The sequence below is a fragment of the Rufibacter tibetensis genome, from assembly GCF_001310085.1.
GTDB classification, from domain to species: Bacteria; Bacteroidota; Bacteroidia; order Cytophagales; family Hymenobacteraceae; genus Nibribacter; species Nibribacter tibetensis.
This window is the reverse complement of the sequence record NZ_CP012643.1, coordinates 3,742,450-3,759,497: the sequence shown is the minus strand read 5'-3', so window position 1 is coordinate 3,759,497 and position 17,048 is coordinate 3,742,450. Positions and strand designations below refer to the sequence as shown.

11 protein-coding genes are annotated in these 17,048 nt (G+C 46.9%); 5 read left to right on the top strand and 6 right to left on the bottom strand.

The window, feature by feature from the left end; translation table 11 throughout:
* Window positions 1–8: 8 nt before the first annotated feature.
* The 6 genes from DC20_RS15300 to DC20_RS15275 all read right to left on the bottom strand — a co-directional run bounded on the left by DC20_RS15300 (window position 9) and on the right by DC20_RS15275 (window position 10,963).
* Window positions 9–956, bottom strand: coding sequence for a pectinesterase family protein (locus DC20_RS15300; RefSeq protein ID WP_062544633.1), 948 nt, complete (start codon window positions 954–956; stop codon window positions 9–11).
* A gap of 7 nt (window positions 957–963) precedes the next feature.
* On the bottom strand, window positions 964–2,430 hold the full coding sequence (locus DC20_RS15295) for a pectate lyase family protein (protein WP_062544632.1): 1,467 nt from the start codon (window positions 2,428–2,430) through the stop codon (window positions 964–966).
* A 228-nt stretch (window positions 2,431–2,658) separates the two neighbouring features.
* Window positions 2,659–3,945 carry a DUF4861 domain-containing protein gene (locus DC20_RS15290; protein ID WP_062544631.1) on the bottom strand — a complete coding sequence of 429 codons (1,287 nt, stop codon included), beginning with the start codon at window positions 3,943–3,945 and terminating at the stop codon, window positions 2,659–2,661.
* Between the two features lie 250 nt (window positions 3,946–4,195).
* Window positions 4,196–5,800: a DUF5123 domain-containing protein gene (locus tag DC20_RS15285; protein ID WP_062544630.1), complete on the bottom strand. Its 1,605-nt coding sequence runs from the start codon at window positions 5,798–5,800 to the stop codon at window positions 4,196–4,198.
* Window positions 5,801–5,839: 39 nt separating this feature from the next.
* Entirely contained in the window at window positions 5,840–7,681 is a 1,842-nt protein-coding gene (locus DC20_RS15280; protein WP_062544629.1) for a RagB/SusD family nutrient uptake outer membrane protein, read from the bottom strand.
* 18 nt (window positions 7,682–7,699) lie between these two features.
* On the bottom strand, window positions 7,700–10,963 hold the full coding sequence (locus DC20_RS15275; RefSeq protein ID WP_062544628.1) for a SusC/RagA family TonB-linked outer membrane protein: 3,264 nt from the start codon (window positions 10,961–10,963) through the stop codon (window positions 7,700–7,702).
* 306 nt (window positions 10,964–11,269) lie between these two features.
* On the opposite strand from DC20_RS15275, the gene kduI reads away from it, so the two are divergent.
* The 5 genes from kduI to uxaC all read left to right on the top strand — a co-directional run bounded on the left by kduI (window position 11,270) and on the right by uxaC (window position 17,047).
* On the top strand, window positions 11,270–12,112 hold the full coding sequence (kduI, locus tag DC20_RS15270) for a 5-dehydro-4-deoxy-D-glucuronate isomerase (protein ID WP_062544627.1): 843 nt from the start codon (window positions 11,270–11,272) through the stop codon (window positions 12,110–12,112).
* 4 nt (window positions 12,113–12,116) lie between these two features.
* Window positions 12,117–12,905 carry a gluconate 5-dehydrogenase gene (locus tag DC20_RS15265; protein WP_062544626.1) on the top strand — a complete coding sequence of 263 codons (789 nt, stop codon included), beginning with the start codon at window positions 12,117–12,119 and terminating at the stop codon, window positions 12,903–12,905.
* A gap of 60 nt (window positions 12,906–12,965) precedes the next feature.
* On the top strand, window positions 12,966–13,997 hold the full coding sequence (locus tag DC20_RS15260; RefSeq protein ID WP_062545989.1) for a LacI family DNA-binding transcriptional regulator: 1,032 nt from the start codon (window positions 12,966–12,968) through the stop codon (window positions 13,995–13,997).
* A 68-nt stretch (window positions 13,998–14,065) separates the two neighbouring features.
* Window positions 14,066–15,490, top strand: a complete 1,425-nt coding sequence (locus tag DC20_RS15255) for a tagaturonate reductase (protein ID WP_062544625.1) — start codon at window positions 14,066–14,068, stop codon at window positions 15,488–15,490.
* Window positions 15,491–15,649: 159 nt separating this feature from the next.
* Window positions 15,650–17,047 (top strand): glucuronate isomerase, encoded by a 1,398-nt coding sequence (gene uxaC, locus DC20_RS15250; protein WP_062544624.1) that lies wholly within the window; start codon window positions 15,650–15,652, stop codon window positions 17,045–17,047.
* Window position 17,048: the final 1 nt, after the last annotated feature.

Genomic DNA, 17,048 nt, shown 5'->3' with positions numbered 1-17,048 from the left:
CCGAAGCCTTACTTGCTGGGGTTCCATTTGTCCTGACCGGCCAGCACCAGTTCTGGTTTGTATTTTTTGGCTTCTTTCCTGGAAAGCTGCTTAGACCAGCCCACCCGTTTATCCGGAGCGGCTCCTGGTCCTTTGGATTTGTACTCGGCGTACAAAGTGGTTTTCTCGGCATCGGGCTTATTCCAGTTGTGCCAGCCCTCCGGGCGGATGTGCGCCCCAAGTTCCGTGTTCAGGAAAACTGTTTGGGCATAAGGCCTCCACGGTCTGCCCAAATACACTTTAGTTGCCTCAGGAGCGGCGGTGGTTATTTTGCAGTTCAGGAACACAAACCCATAGGGTTGGTTTTGCGGGGTTGAGGCGGCCGTGATGTAGGAGTTCTTCTTACAATGAATGGTACAATCCTCAAACACCACCGTGGCTGGGCCAAAAATGAAGTCTGTAGTACCTTCAATGTAGCAGTCTTTGTAATATTGGCGGCTGTTATCAACCCCGGCATAAATGGTATCCTGGTCACCCAGAATACGGCAGTTCCGGAACACGCAGCGGTCGGCCTCTACGTGCAGCGCCACCGCCTGCCCTACCGGACCGGCATCGTTCTGGAAGGTGAGGTTCTCGGCTTTGAATTCATTTCCCTGCACCAGCACGGTGTAAGACGTGAAGGTGTTGATGTTGCCCTTGCCTGAGTAGTCGTTCCAGACGATAATGGTTTTGTCTCTGTCTTCGCCAATGAAGGAGAGGTTGGTCTTCCAAGAGGAAATCACCAGCTTCTCGCGGTACGTGCCGTTCTTGATATGAATCTCAATGCGCTCATTGGGGAAGGCCGGAATAGCATCTACCGCAGACTGGATGGATGTATGGTCCCCGCTCCCATCCTGCGCCACCACCAGCTTTCTCTGCTGGGCATGCGCCAGAATGCCAACGAACATCAGAAACAAAAAAGGCATCCACTTTTTCATTGGGGTACTATTTCACAAGGCTGTTTAAATACACCTCCACATTAGAATATTGCTTGTCAAGGGTGAAAGCGGCGGCATCACTGGCGCTGGCTGGGTTCAGCTTTTGGGCTACCTCCCACGCATCTGGCATGCCGTCCTGGTCTTTGTCAGCCGGGGCGGCGGCAGATTTCAACACGGGGTAACCTCCCGCTTCTTCCGGGGTGTCAATGATCCCGTTCTTCTTTTTCCCATTGGTTGACTTGCCTGTTCTTACCTCCTGCACTACGCGGGCATCAACGGCATCCCGCTTTAAACTGGCTCCGGCACTGTTTAACACGGCTTCAAAAGCAGCTTGCGGCTCCTGCACGTTGATAGAGGCAACCTCATACGGTGTAGCGGCCTTTAAGACGGTAAGCGAATCCTTTTGATCAGGCTGCACACCACCTGCCCAGTTGTCTTTTGTGATAGCCGGAAAACCATCTACATAATTACCTGCCACATAAAACTTCCCGAACGGGGCGGATGGGTTTACGATACGGTCCTTTTTAGAAGGAGTAGTCGCCGGGCCGGCTTTGTAGTAATTGTTGACCATGTTGTAGCGGCCTTTCTCGCCGCCATAGGTATTGTTCTGGCCCCAGTTGTAGACCACATTATTGGTAAAATCTACCAATTCATCTGGGGAGTTAGGTGTGGTGCTTGACCCGCTGAACCGGGGCATTCTGCTGTTGTGGCTGGCCAGTAAGTTGTGGTGGAAAGAAGCCCCCATTCCTCCCCAGATGCCGCCATATCCATGGTCACCTTTTGCGTGCACAGAGGCATTCAGGCTTTCAGAGATGATGCTCCACTGCAGGGTAAAATTCTTATTGCGGTAAAACGACGCGCTTTCATCCGTAGCCCAGCTCATGGAGCAATGGTCTATGATGATGTTGCTGTTCCCCTTGTTGGCTCCAAACGCATCGGCTTGTTGGCCTGCCTTATTTCCAAGCCTGAACCGGAGATACCGTACAATCACGTTATCTGCTTTGATACTCACCTGATAGTTTTTCAAACAAATTCCGTCACCTGGCGCAGATTGTCCGGCAATGGTAAGGTCACCGTTGTTGATGTCCAGCGGAGACACCAGTTCTATATTTCCAGAAACCGCAAACACAATAATACGTGGACCTTTCTTCCGGATGGCTTCCCGTAAACTGCCGGGACCTTCGTCATTCAAATTGGTCACAACTACTACCTGACCTCCCCGACCACCAGTGGTAAATTTCCCGAAGCCTTCAGCCCCTGGAAAAGCAAGCACGTTAGATTGCTCCTGTCTCTCCTGTCCAGCATTAGTTGAAACCGAACCTGCTGTGGAGGCGGTTGGTGCCGGGGCCTGCATGGTCGGCGGGGTTGGAGTAGCCGGAGTAGTGGCTACTTTCTGGGCACAACCTGAAAACGCCGCCAACTGAATCACTAATCCGAGGGAGGTACTTGTAAAGATGTTATTTCTGATTTTCATGTACTTCTAATTAACGCTTATCCCCTCTGCCAACCTCTTCTTGAATGTATTTTTACCTGTATGGAGATACCGCTATTGGTATAGCATTCTCTGTTTGAGGCTGTTTTGGTAAACAAAGGCTGAAAGAACTTCAGGCCCTTGGTTGTTCTCCCGTTTTGATGCTGTATTACAGAAATGGCCATTAAACCTTTTCTTTTCACAACACAGTAGCAATTATCCTGCCTTTCCTTATTTAGAGACTTTTACTTTCACTGGGTTTGCTAGTTCTTCAGCAGTTCTGGAGATGTATTCACGAAACTGTTCCTCGGTTTTAATTCCGTTTGGCTCCAGTTCCCAGGCTGCCAGAAAGTAGTATTGGGCCCGGCCATTGGTTGGTTTTAACTGCACCACGTGGCTCAATGGATCATCAGAGAAAGTGATGAAATCTTCTGGGTTGAACAGCACGGCAATGCCAATATTGTCAGGAGGCGTGTTCAACGTTTGAGGGCCGTAGGTGTACATGTAGCCATAGCGCTTTCCCGTCTCCCCTTTGTCACTTACCAATTTAGTGGTTTTATCTTTGATAAGACCCGTTGCTATGTTTTGCGGCTGGCCACCGTCCAGCCTGATCTGGTGGTTTGTCATTCTGGTACCAGCATGGATGCTTAGTTGGGAATGCACGTTCAATTTGTGCCCGGCCACTTGCCAGCCATAGTAGTCGGTCAGGATAGAGGAATAAACTGGGCCGTTTTGAGGGATTTTGCTGTACGTGCTGTCTGTTTTTTCTACGCGTACCACTTTGCCGTTGTCATACATAGCCAGGGTACCTACCCCTAAGGCTTTTCCTACTTTCAGCACATCCATGCCCCAGGGCTGCTGGTTGTGATAAGAGTCGTATCCGTCTAAGCCAACGTTCTGCAGCACCATTTCCGGGGTCTTTTTCCCGAACACGTCTATGGCATTGCGCCAGTCCAGGTAAAAGCGGTACCCCACTTTGTCTGATTCCCACCCTGGCCCCTCATAACGGAGAAAGTAAGAATGGTCTGTTAGTTCAGTTGGTACGCGCAAAGAATCTATGTTCTGGAAATCATCGCCAATGTATTTGCGGTTCTCCCACCGGCCACCCACTTTTTTGGATAGCTCGGCTTGGGTACGTTTTGGGTAGGTAGTGGGGGAAGCTCCTACCTCTAGTGGCCGGATGGTTAATTTTCTGGTTTCCCCTGCTTTCATCAGGTCCAGGACAAACACCACTCCGCGGTTCTCGGCGTCTTTGCTATTGTATTGGCTTGGAATCTCCTGGGTTCCGTCCATCACAACTAGTCTTTGCCTGCTAGCCGATGAAAGTTGTTTTGGAAGGTCTTCCTCTTTGACCAGTACTAGTACACTTTCCCGCTCTCGCTTCAAAGGATTAGAAACTTCTACAGTAAATGCATCAGGCGCTTTGGAGGTACCGGTTTGTGATGAGGCACAACCAAGAGGGGCAAGAAGAAGCAAACTCAACGCTCCATGAATCCAGGTGGGGTACTTTCTAATCATAGTTGCAGAGGTAAGTCTTGTAAGGAAACTGCCTGGAGCAAGCTAGCTACAGACAGAATGAAGAGGGAATGGAAGCAGCGGCAAAGGGAAATTGTTTCTGCCAGATTTGCTGTGTCTGATTTAAAGAACTATTCTTTTATTCTGTTATGAGGCTAATTTGACGAAAAAGGGGGAAAACACTTTATTACCTAGATAATAAAAGCAGATAGGTACAAACTAGTAAGTTGTACCTATCTGGCTGATTTCTGTATTATCTCCAGCGTGGGTCACCAGCAGTAGCTTTCCCCGCAAAGTTGGCGTCTTTAAACCGGAAATTTCCATTTTTAGGATCTTGCCACAGTTCAAGAGAAGTACCGTTGTAGGAAGTGAGGTCAGGAGTTGGATTACCGGTTTCCACATGGTCTGAGGTAGCATAGGTTCCAACTACCTGCACCAAAGTGGATGCATTGGCTCTCACACCTCTTATAGTTAGATTGCCTGATTTACCTATTCCCAAAATTGAATTTCTGATGGTGATACCACCTGATACATTGTTAGCACTAGAGGTACTATAATCCACCAGGTAAGCACCACTAGTTGGAGCCTCATTAATAGTCAGATTCTCTAATAGAACAGTAGTTGAGTTGTTTCTGCTCGTTACTATTCTTTCTGCTTTGAAGATAGTAGAATTCTTGATAGCAATATTCTGCACCTGGCTGGTTGCCACGTCTACGTTTATCACTCCGTAGCTACCAATACTGTCAATCACACTATTATTTACAGTAAAGTTTGTAATGGTAGTTGGTGAGGACTGCAATCTTACTATACCTCTGAATTTGCTTGCCTGCACATTATCAAAAACCATGTTTCCGATGGTAGAGGCATTACTAATGTTGAAGACATATTTAGAAGTAGCATTATCACTACTCATGTTAACATCTCTGAAAACAATCTGATCAATATTACTACCAGCCACCACATTGAAGTTGCTAGTCAGGTAAATGGCTGCCAGGTTTGGCTCTGTTAAATCAGTACCACTGGTAATGGTAACAGATTTGCTTAGGTTAGTGGTGCTTGAGATAGTATAGGTTTGTCCTCTTTTCAGGATAATTGTACTTCCGGTAGGAACCTGAGTAATGGTATCCTGTAAAACAGAAGGTCTACCAACAATTCCTCTCAAGTCAATGATGTTCCCAGAAAGAGGTTCTTTTGTCTGAAAGGTAGTTACACCAAAGCTCTTATTGCCTGCAAAAATTTCTGCAGTATAATTTGTGCCTGCAACCAGACCATCAACAATCACAAACCCAGCAGTGAGATGACTTTGAGTGATTGAAACTTCCCTTGAAGTTCCACCGGCCGGTGTTACAACAACTTTAGACACTCCAGGTCTGGAGTTAAACCGCAGTCTCACAGATCTATCTGTGATATCTTGGGTACTAACAGGTGTATTCACAAAAATCTGTACCCCTCTGATGGTAAAGCCATTGCTGACCAACCACCTAGACTCTGGAACATTTCCCCTAGCATTCGTTTTAATACGGGCAAAAAATTTCTGCCTTACTGGTATATTATCATCTGTGATAACGATAGAAGTAGTGTCAGTAGTCCCGGTATAGATAACCGGCGTCTGAAACAATGTATCTGCCGCAACCTCTACAGTGTAGGTAATATTTCCCGCGACATTCAGCGCTTCCCGCCAGGATAATCTCACCTGAGATTCTCCACTGGTAGAAGTGATAGTACCTGTGGGCATGAACATGCGGGAAAGCTGGCTCTGCTCCTCCTCGTCGTCTGGGTTACAAGACGCCAAACTACCCATCAGCAACAGTAATGCTGGCACAAACCAGATAGCTATCTTTGAACTAAACTTTTTCATATCAGTTTCTTTTCTTGAGTTCTTAATTAGACAGTTCTATTAATAACCGTAGTCTTGGGTTAACCTATAGTTCTGGGCAATGATACCATTAAAAATAGGGAGCAACTCAGATTGGTTCTTTTTAAACTGGCTGGCAAAACCTCTGGTAGGTCCTGTGATATGTGCTTCCGTTACAGCTATTCTCCAGCTCACTCTTGTGTAACCATCAGGAGCTACGGTAGTAGTGGAAGGCGTATACATGACTTTATTCACGTTACCACCTAATAAATCAAAGCTTAGCATTTCCTGACGGGCTGTAACATTTCGACCTAACAAAGGTGTTGGTCTGAAGAAAACGTACTGAGGTACATTCGCATAACGACCAGTACCTGTCATCATGGCACGTAAATCAGCTCTTACCTGCAGGATTCTCGTTTCCAATAAATTCCAACGGATCAAATCATATTTGCGGAAACCTTCACCGCCAAATTCTAGGTAACGCTCGTTGACAATTGCCTTGAAGAACTCATCTTTAGAAGATGGAGTAGCAGGCATTCTTGTTTCCCACTCATCAAAAAAAGCTCTTTTTCTAACTTCTTCTAAAGCAGCCTTCGCTTCAGGTGTAGGACCATTTAACTCGTTTTCAGCTTCAGCAAACATTAAAAGGATATCTGCATATCTGATAAGCGGCCAGTTGATTCCAAGGGTTTGGTTTGTACCAGCCACGTTCGTCCAATACTTTCTGAACTTCCCGTCTCTTATTAAAAGAGGAGTCGTCAGTAATTTATTATCATTATTCGCTTTGGTATCTACCTGAAAATAGGCAAGCGTTACATCCCTTCTTGAGTCACCAATAGAATCAAATGCATAGAAGTAGGTGGGTACCGCCTCTACTAAGCCATTGGCGCGACCATAGGTACTTGCTTCGGCAATTCTAGGTCCGTTCCCGAAACCTAATTTGGTGTCGGTTCTGGCATTCCCCCCAAAGGCTCCCACTTGCCATACATGCTCATTGGCAACATCTGTTACCCCGGCCCCATGTAAGCTTTTGAACACATTATCAAAGCTTGGGTTAAGGCCATGTTGTCTGCTTTGAATTACATCACGAGTTTCATCTCTGGCAATCTGATAGAATTCTTTGTAATTAGATCTACGTTCTACTACTTTGCTATCTCTTCTTAAGGCATACCCGCCTCTAGCCAAAGCTATTCTGGCACGCAGTCCTTTTACTGCTCCCTTTGTCACCCTGGTAGTTGGTGAACCAGACTCTGATCTCCAAGGAACCAATTCAGATGCCTGCTTTAAATCGGCCAATAAACGATCATAAATTTCATCCTGATTTGTTTTAGGCAAGTATAGATCAGGCATGTCAGCAGATGGCTCAAAGTGCGCAGGCACATCTCCCCAGTTTCTGATCAGTTCATGATAGTATTGCGCTCTAAGCGTAAGCGCCTCTCCCAAGAACCGACGCATGGTGGCTTGTTCAGCAGCCGTTCCACTGGTATAAAGCGGTGATAGAGGAATGTATTTGATACATATGTTTGCTCGTTCAATACCAATGTATAATTGATTAAACGGACCTTGTAACTCTGTATAACCCGGGCTAACCCCGAAATGGGCAATACCTCCTCTTTGAATGGGATCATGATCACCACTCATTCTAAAATCATCTGATCCATTAGGTAATAAATGGGAAAGACGGCTTCCGTATCCATTGTCACCAGGCAACATGTTGTATACTCCGGTGATGGCAGACTCAGTATATCCTATGCTATTAAATATGGCATTCTGAGAAAGGGTGGATGGGTTTTCTACCTCCAAGTAGTTTTCGCAGGAACTTATAGTCACCAGACCACCAAATGCAAGTGGAATGATAAAGCTTTTTATTATATTTTTTTTCATCGCTGCTTTGTTCAAAAATTACAATGTCACGTTTATACCACCCAAAATGTATCTGCTGCGTGGATAAGCCGCGTAGTCAACACCCGGAGTAAGTGGAGAGTTTCTTCTGGTGTTTGCCTCTGGATCATAACCTGTGTATTTTGTAAAGGTGTGCAGGTTATTCACAGTGGCGTACACTCTTAATTTGGAGATTACTCTGGTTCTTTTGATAATAGCCTCTGGAATGCTGTACCCTAAGGTTAGGTTGCTGATTCTTAAGAAAGAGCCGTCTTCAATTGCAAAGGAGTGCAGGAAGTAGTTACCTAAAGAGGGTCTCCAGTATTTCGCGTTTGCATTCAAGGCTTTCAGTTGCTCAGGATCAGATACTCTCTGACCGTTCTCATCATACAGCTTAAAGCGGTCATTCATAAGAGCCAACATGTTGTTGTCTCTGGTGGTGTACTGGGTTGTAAACTCCATCTTGTTCGCGTTATACACTTTGTTCCCGTAAGAAAACACCATGAATACACTCAAGTCAAAGCCTTTGTAAGAAAACTGCTGATTGAAGCCACCTGTGAATTTAGGTTGAGCGTTACCAATGACGGTGCGGTCTTCCGTAGAGATCAAAGAACTGTTGTTGTCAGAAAGATCTTTCAATTTAAGATCACCCGGTTGCGGCTGTCTGTTACCAAGGGCAACACTTGAGCTATTGGCGATACCTTCTTTCAACACATAAGTCCAGGTATTGGTAGCAGTATTGAAAGTGGCATTAAAATCATCAACCGTATAGTAGCCATCTGTTACATAGCCGAAGAACTGACCAATAGGCTGACCTACTTCAACTTTGAAATCTTCTAAGGAGTTAACCCAACCCGACTGAACCAAATAAGATTGCTTTGCCTGTCCAGATGGATCCAAACCTAGGCTCACTATTTTGTTGCGGTTCCTCGCGATGTTGAAATTAGCATTCCATCTAAAGTCACCTTTATCTACTACTACCGCACCCAACTGAAGTTCAATCCCTTTGTTTTCGGTTTCTCCAATGTTCTGAAGCTGCCCAGGATAACCGCTGTGTGACGGAATTTGAGCAAATAAAAGTAGATCTTTCGTTCTGTTTTGGTAGGCGTCAATAGAACCTGTTAAACGGTTCTGGAAGAAAGCAAAGTCAACACCTAAGTTCTTGGAGAGGGTAGACTCCCAAACCAGATTAGCATTTGCCAAGCTAGGGGCTACATAACCCGGAGTGATGGCCTCATTGAAAGCATACCCGTCATTGGTCGTAGCCATATACATGGTTCTGAATAAGTCAACCCCAATACGGTTATTTCCCACACTACCAACACTCAAGCGCACTTTCAAATCGCTTAGCCAGTTTTGAGCAGACTCCATGAAAGACTCATCTGCTACACGCCACATTAAAGACGCAGAAGGGAAGGTACCATAACGATTTCCGTCGGCAAACAAGGAAGACCCGTCGCGTCTTAAGTTAAAATTCGCGAAATATTTGCCTTTGTAGTTATAACCTACTCTTCCAAAGAAAGAAAGAAGTCTAGTACTAGACTCAGAGGTCGTTGGGTTATCCTGGATCAATCCAGCAGGCGCAGTAGCTTTTTGGACACCGGCAAAAGCCTGTTCTGGCGTGATGTCAACCGGCAAATATCTGGTGCGTATCCCTCTGCCTTTGCTGTTCCACTCCACCAGTTCATGTCCTAATAAGAAGTCCAGATTATGATCTTCTGCAATCTTTCTCTTGTAAGTTAAGGTGTTGGAATTAGTTAAGGAGAAAGCCTCTCCTCCTGTCATATCAACTACTGGCTGATCATTATTTTGTCTAGCCAGTGCTGTTACAGTACCACTAAAATCATTCGTTTTCCTATCTAAGGCATTTACCCCTATTACAGATCTGAAGGTTAAATTTTTGATGATGTCATAACTAAACCAACCGTTCACAATAATGTCATTACGGTAGTCACGTCTGATTTCATTGTTTGCCAACAGCACAGGGCTTGTTAACTGAGTGCTGCTTGCATACTCCACGTCAAATTCATCCGCTTGGCTTTCAAAACCTGGCGCTATAAATGGTCTGAAACGCACGGCATTTCTTAACCGGTTATTGGCCTGTGAACCAGTGCTTGATGTACCAACCCCATCAATCCGTTGACGGCTATAACGGGTTGTTAACCCAACCTTAAACCTATCTGTCACCTTATGGTCAAACTTAAAGGAAGCCAAAGTTCTCTCATATCCTGAGTTAATCATGATTCCCTCTTCGGCGGCATGATTCAGGGTAAAATTGAATGAGGTCTCTTTGGAACCACCAGTAACCCCTAATACGTGGGTCTGACTGAAGGCATCTCTACCGAAAACCCTATCCTGCCAATCAGTCATGGGCATAGATTTATAGATTTCTAGATCTTCAAATCTGCCATACCGGTCTCTGAAAGAAGTGCGGCTTTCATCGTTCGCATTGGTAAACAAATTATAAGATTCGTACTGATACATGGCGTAATCGTAGGGGTTCATCACCTCTAGCTTGTTCACAATCTTTCTTACCCCGGCAAATCCTGTATAAGTAACTTGCGTCTTTTGCTCTCTACCCCCTTTTGTAGTAATGATCACCACCCCGTTTGCGCCTCTGGCCCCATAGATAGAAGTAGAAGCAGCATCTTTCAACACGTCAACAGACTCAATTTCTTGCGGAGAGATAATAGACAAGGCATTCTCCATCTGAATACCATCTACTATATATAAAGGAGAATTATCCTGTGTAAGCGACCCACCACCACGAACTCTCACCTGGATATCAGCTCCAGGTCGGCCTTCAGTTGAAGTTACCTGAACCCCGGCCAATCTACCTGCCAGCGCCTCTGCGGCTGTACTAACCGGAATATCCTGAATATCTTTAGCTGTTACAGAGGCCACAGAACCAGTTAGTTCTTTTCTGGTCACAGTACCGTAACCTACCACCACCACTTCATCAATTGCCTTAGAGTCTGACACCATGGCTAAATTGATGTTGGTTCTTCCATTGATAGGCACTTCCTGAGAAACGAAACCTATGTAAGAAAACACCAAAGTGCCGGTTCCGTTGGGCACCGCCAGGGAGTAATTCCCTTCAACGTCAGTGGCATTGGCAGTGGTAGTACCTTTTAGTAGTACAGTTACACCTGGCAGGCCTTCCTTCTTATCATCAGTTACTTTCCCCGTGATAGTAACAGTCTGAGCAAAGGCACCCACTACCGATGTAAAGAAAAAAGTCAGTACCAGCAGGTACCTGCTCTTCTTAAGTAATGCTTGTTGCATAGGTAACAATTGAGTTTTTGATAAATTGATAGGAACACGAAGCTAACGGCTACTTGGACATAATCTGCGCAACCGATTGCATATTTACTATTAATTAAAATCAAACACAAAAAATACTATCCTTTTTTTGACAGTTTTTCAAAGAACACTCCTGAATCCATCTGTGATTAACAATTTTTTATTTAGTTAACAAAGCAGGCAATAAGACTTAATGCAACTTGTGCAATATTTTTTTTCACTTACATAGCCTAACAGATTGATAAATTTGTAATTTGCGCAAACGATTACACCATTCACCCCTATTCTATGAGCATACACCATACAACACGGCATGCCATCCACCCCTCAGATTTTAAGGGCTATGACACCACAAAAGTGCGTCAGGAATTCTTGATTGAGAACCTCTTCCAGGAAGATTCTATCCAAATGACTTACACCTTGTATGACCGGTTGATAGTAGGTGGAGTGCACCCAGTAAAAGGTCCTGTACGCCTGGATACATTCCCTACCCTGCGCTCAGAGAATTTCTTAGACAGACGGGAGATTGGCATTATCAACGTTTCCTCTGACAGCACTATTACAGTAGACGGTGAGGAAATTTCACTAAAGAACAAAGAGGCTTTATACATAGGTAAAGGCGTAAAGGAGGTTCTCTTCCACCCTGCCCCTAACGGTGCCGACACCCGGTTCTATTTCAACTCTGCTCCGGCCCACCACACATACCCTACCAAGAAGGTTCAGCTAAGCGAAGCCGAGACGGTAGAATTAGGCACCCCGGAAACGGCAAATGCCAGAACCATCAGAAAAGTATTGATCAACTCAGTGGTAGAAACCTGCCAGTTGCAGATGGGTGTAACCGAATTGAAAACCGGTAGCGTCTGGAACACCATGCCAGCCCACACCCACGACCGCCGTATGGAGGCTTACTTCTATTTTGAGGTACCCCAGGACCAGACGGTGTGCCACTTTCTGGGCGAGCCGCAGGAAACTCGCCATATCTGGGTGCAGAACCAGCAGGCAGTCCTTTCCCCACCCTGGTCCATTCACTCTGGTGCCGGAACTTCTAACTATACCTTCATTTGGGGCATGGCCGGTGAGAACCTGGATTACAATGACATGGACAAAGTAGCCACCACTGATCTTAAATAGCCCTATGACACATCTATTTGACTTAACCGGAAAAGTAGCTTTGGTCACCGGAGCCACGCATGGATTGGGAATGGCTATGGCAACCGCTTTAGGTAAGGCTGGTGCTACATTGGTAGTAAACGGCAATACTCCAGAGAAAATGGAGAAAGCACTGGAGACCTACCGCCAGGAAGGGCTAGACGTAAAAGGCTACCTGTTTGACGTCACAAACGAAGAATTAGCTAAAGAAAACATTGCGCGCATAGAGCAGGAAGTAGGCCCCATTGCCATCTTGGTCAACAACGCGGGTATGATCAAGCGCATCCCGGCATTAGAAATGGAAGTGGCGGACTTCCGGAAGGTGTTGGACGTGGACCTTACCGGTCCTTTCATCATGTCAAAGCAAGTAGGCAAGTACATGGTAGAACGCCGGGCAGGTAAAATCATCAACATCTGCTCTATGATGAGCGAACTGGGCCGCGACACCGTGAGCGCCTACGCCGCCGCTAAAGGCGGTCTGAAAATGCTCACTAAAAACCTGGCCACCGAATGGGCACGGTACAATGTGCAGGTAAACGGTATAGGACCAGGTTATTTTGCCACCGAGCAGACTGCCCCCATCAGAGTAGACGGCCATCCTTTCAATGAATTTATCATTCACCGTACCCCGGCCGGGCGCTGGGGAGATCCTGAAGATCTGGCCGGAACCACTGTGTTTCTCTCCAGCAAAGCCAGCGACTTTGTAAACGGGCAAATCATATACGTAGACGGCGGCATTCTGGCCACTATTGGAAAACCCAGCAACGAACAATAGAGGCGAGAATCAACTGGAAGAAACAAGATAAAAGAGGGCAGCTACATGGCGAACAACAATATGGCGGGTAAACCAAAGGTGACCATTCACCACATTGCGGAGAAACTCAATATCACGGCATCCACTGTATCCAGGGCGTTGAATGACAACCCCAGGATCAGTGAGATCACCAAAAAAGCAGTTTTGAAGGCAGCCAAGCAGCTGAACTATCAGCCTAATAATATTGCGGCTGCGCTAAGAAATGGCAAAAGCCACATCATTGGCATTATTGTGCCTACGGCTGACCGTGCCTTCTTTGCCTCTGTGGTGCGTGGAATTGAGGAGATCGCGAACAAGCTGAACTACAAGGTCATCATCTGCCAGTCATATGACAACTATGAGAAAGAGGTGCAAACCATTGATGCACTGCTCAGCGCCCGTGTAGACGGAATCATCGCCTCTGTTGGCAAGAATACCGATAACTTTGACCACTACAAACGCCCGCAGGAAAAAGGGATTCCGCTGGTCTTGTTTGACCGTACTACCGATGCCTTAGAGGTAAGCCAGGTAGTTATTGACGATTACCTGGGCGCCTACAAGGTTGTGGAGCACCTCATTCAGCAAGGTTGCCGGCGTATTGCTCACTTCACCAGTCCCAAAAAGGTAAGCGTTTTCAAGGAACGTCTGCGTGGGTACACCGATGCTCTTCGCGACTTTGGGCTTCCTTTTGAAGAGGAACTGGTAATCAAGAGCAACCTGCAACTGGAAGACGGACGGGCTAGCATGGAAAAACTGCTGGAGTTGGAACTAAAGCCAGACGCGGTGTTCTCAGCCTCTGACTACGGTGCCATGGGAGCCATGCAAGTACTGAAAGAACGGAAAATCCAGATACCGCAGGAGATTGCGCTGGCAGGTTTCGGGAACGAACCGTTTACCTCCTTCTCAGACCCCACCCTCACCACCGTGGACCAGTTCAGTTTAACCATGGGCCGCATCACCGCCGAACTTTTCTTTGAGCATTTCAAGTCCGGTGACAAAAAATTGGTTCCGCAGAAAACGGTTCTAAAACCAGAACTCATCGTCAGGGGCTCAACCCTCCGGCAGCCCAAATAAATTAAAAATCATCCTCTGTTTTTTGCCTTATAATATAAAAACATTACTTAAACAATAAGATTTACTCCATGCAACCACTCAACCGAAATACCGCCCAGATCTCGCAAAGCAGACCCACCAAAGTAATACAGTTTGGCGAAGGAAACTTCCTGCGGGGCTTCGTGGATTGGATGATTGATCTCCTAAACGAAAAAACCGACTTTAACGGGAACGTGGAAATCATTCAGCCGCTGGACAAGGGCATCTACCAGTTGTTAAATCAGCAGGACGGCCTGTACCATGTGGTACTGGAAGGTATTCAGGAAGGCCAGACGGTGCAGGAAAAACGGTTGATTACCTGCGTAAACAACTCCCATAGCCCTTACGCTGACTATGAGCAGTACCTGCAATTGGGAGAAAACCCAGACCTGGAGTTTGTCATCTCCAACACCACAGAGGCTGGTATCGCGTTTGATCCCGCCGATGCTTCTTTTGAGACCACGCCCAACTCTTTCCCCGGAAAATTAACGGCCTTGCTGTATCGTCGTTTTACGCATTTCAACGGCGCCCAGGACAAAGCTTTGACTATTATCCCGTGTGAACTGATTGATAAAAATGGCGAGAACCTGCGCACTACTGTGCTGCAGTTTGCAGAGCACTGGAATTTAACGGCCGATTTCACCAACTGGATCCAAAACGACACCATCTTCTGCAACACCTTGGTAGACCGCATTGTACCGGGCTTCCCGAAGGATACGATCAAAGAAATTCAGCAGGAACTGGGCTTTGAAGACACCCTGGTAGTAAAGGCTGAGCCGTTCCACTTATGGGTGATTGAAGCACCAGAATCAGTGGCTAAGGCCTTACCAACCGAGCAAGCTGGTTTGCAGGTGAAGTTTGTAGACGACCTGACCCCTTACAGAACCCGTAAAGTGCGCATCCTGAACGGCGCCCACACTGCATTGGTACCAGTAGCCTACCTGCAAGGCTTGCGCACCGTGCGTGAATCAGTAGATGACGAAACCGCAGGTACCTTCATCAAGGAAGCCATTTTTGAGGAAATCATCCCAACCCTTGATCTTTCTGCAGAAGAACTAAACCAGTTCGCGAAGGATGTGATTGAGCGTTTCCAGAACCCGTTTATCCACCACGAACTGCTTTCCATTTCCCTGAACTCCGTGTCTAAATACAAGGTGCGGGTATTGCCTTCAGTGCTGGAGTACCACAAACGTAAAGGCCAGTTGCCACAGCGTTTACTCCGCTCTCTTGCTGCTTTAATCCTGTTCTACAAAGGAGAGTACAACGGCGAGCAGATTCCATTGAATGACACGCCAGAAGTACTGGACTTCTTCAAAGCAGCTTGGCAAAAAGGATCTGCCAAGGAAACCGTACAGGCAGTGTTGTCCAACCAGGATTTCTGGGGAACCGACCTCACGCAAGTAGAAGGTTTACAGGCACTGGTAACCAAAGAACTGGAAGCCTTTCAAAGCCAGGAGCAGCTTAAAACAGCCTAAAGGCGATTAAATCTGGCTCATTCATGTCAGAAACAGCTGGCCTAAGGTTGCGCCTATCTGTTTTTGACCTATTTTCACCAAATCACCTTGAAAAGCAAGGGCGTTAATCTTTGAACACCCTCGCTTTTCTTTTCACCAACATAAAATCACGCCAAGTACATGTCATTTTTAGACGATAACTTCTTACTCCAGACCAAGACGGCCCAGACGTTGTATCATGAGCATGCCAAACACATGCCCATCATTGACTACCACTGCCACCTGAACCCGGAGGACATAGCTAACGATAGAACTTTCAAGAACCTGACCCAAATCTGGCTGGAGGGCGACCATTACAAGTGGCGTGCCATGCGGACCAACGGCATTCCAGAGCGGTTCTGCACCGGCGATGCCGACGACTACGAGAAGTTTGAGAAGTGGGCCCAGACCGTTCCTTACACCATGCGGAATCCTTTGTACCATTGGACCCACATGGAGCTGAAAAGACCGTTCGGGATTGAGAAGGTTCTGAACCCGGAGAGCGCCCGTGAAATCTATGACGCCGCTACCGCCATGCTGCAAACGCCTGAGTTCAGCGTGCGCGGCATCCTGAAGAAGATGAACGTGGTGACCATCTGCACCACCGATGACCCAATTGATAGCCTGGAGCACCACCAGAAGATTGCCGCTGATGACTTCGGCATCAAAGTGCTGCCAACCTTCCGTCCAGATAAGGCCATGGCCATTGAGGACGCGGGATATTTAACGTACCTGCAGAAACTGGAAGCCGCCTCTGGCGTTTCCATCGGAAGTTACCAGAACCTGTTAGAGGCGCTTCAGCAAAGCCACGACTTCTTCCACGCCCAGGGCGGACGCTTGTCTGACCACGGTTTGGAAACCATCTACACCGAAGAATACACCGACCAGGAGATTGCCCAGATTTTTGAGAAAGCACTGCAGAAACAGGCGCTGACGCAAGACGAGGTACTGAAATTCAAATCAGCCATGCTGATTGAGTTGGCGTTGATGGACCACGCCAAAGGCTGGACCCAACAGTTCCACTTAGGTGCGCTCCGCAACAATAACACCCGCATGATGCGTGAACTAGGCGCTGATACCGGGTTTGACTCCATTGGTGATTTTGACGTAGCCCGTCCGCTGTCCCGCTTCATGGATAAGCTGGACAACTCCAACCAACTGGCCAAAACTATACTGTACAACCTGAACCCGAGCCAGAATGAGCTGTACGCTACTATGATTGGGAATTTCAACGACGGTAGTACGCCGGGTAAAATCCAGTACGGATCGGCCTGGTGGTTCCTGGATCAGAAACAAGGTATGGAAGAGCAAATGAACGCACTTTCCAACATGGGCTTACTGAGCCGCTTCGTAGGGATGTTGACCGACTCCCGCAGCTTCCTCTCCTACCCGCGCCATGAGTATTTCAGAAGAATTCTGTGCAATATGCTGGGCAATGACGTGGAGAACGGCGAACTGCCAGCTTCTGAAATGGCTTGGTTAGGCCAAATGGTGGAGAACATCTGCTACAATAACGCTAAAAACTACTTCAACTTCTAAG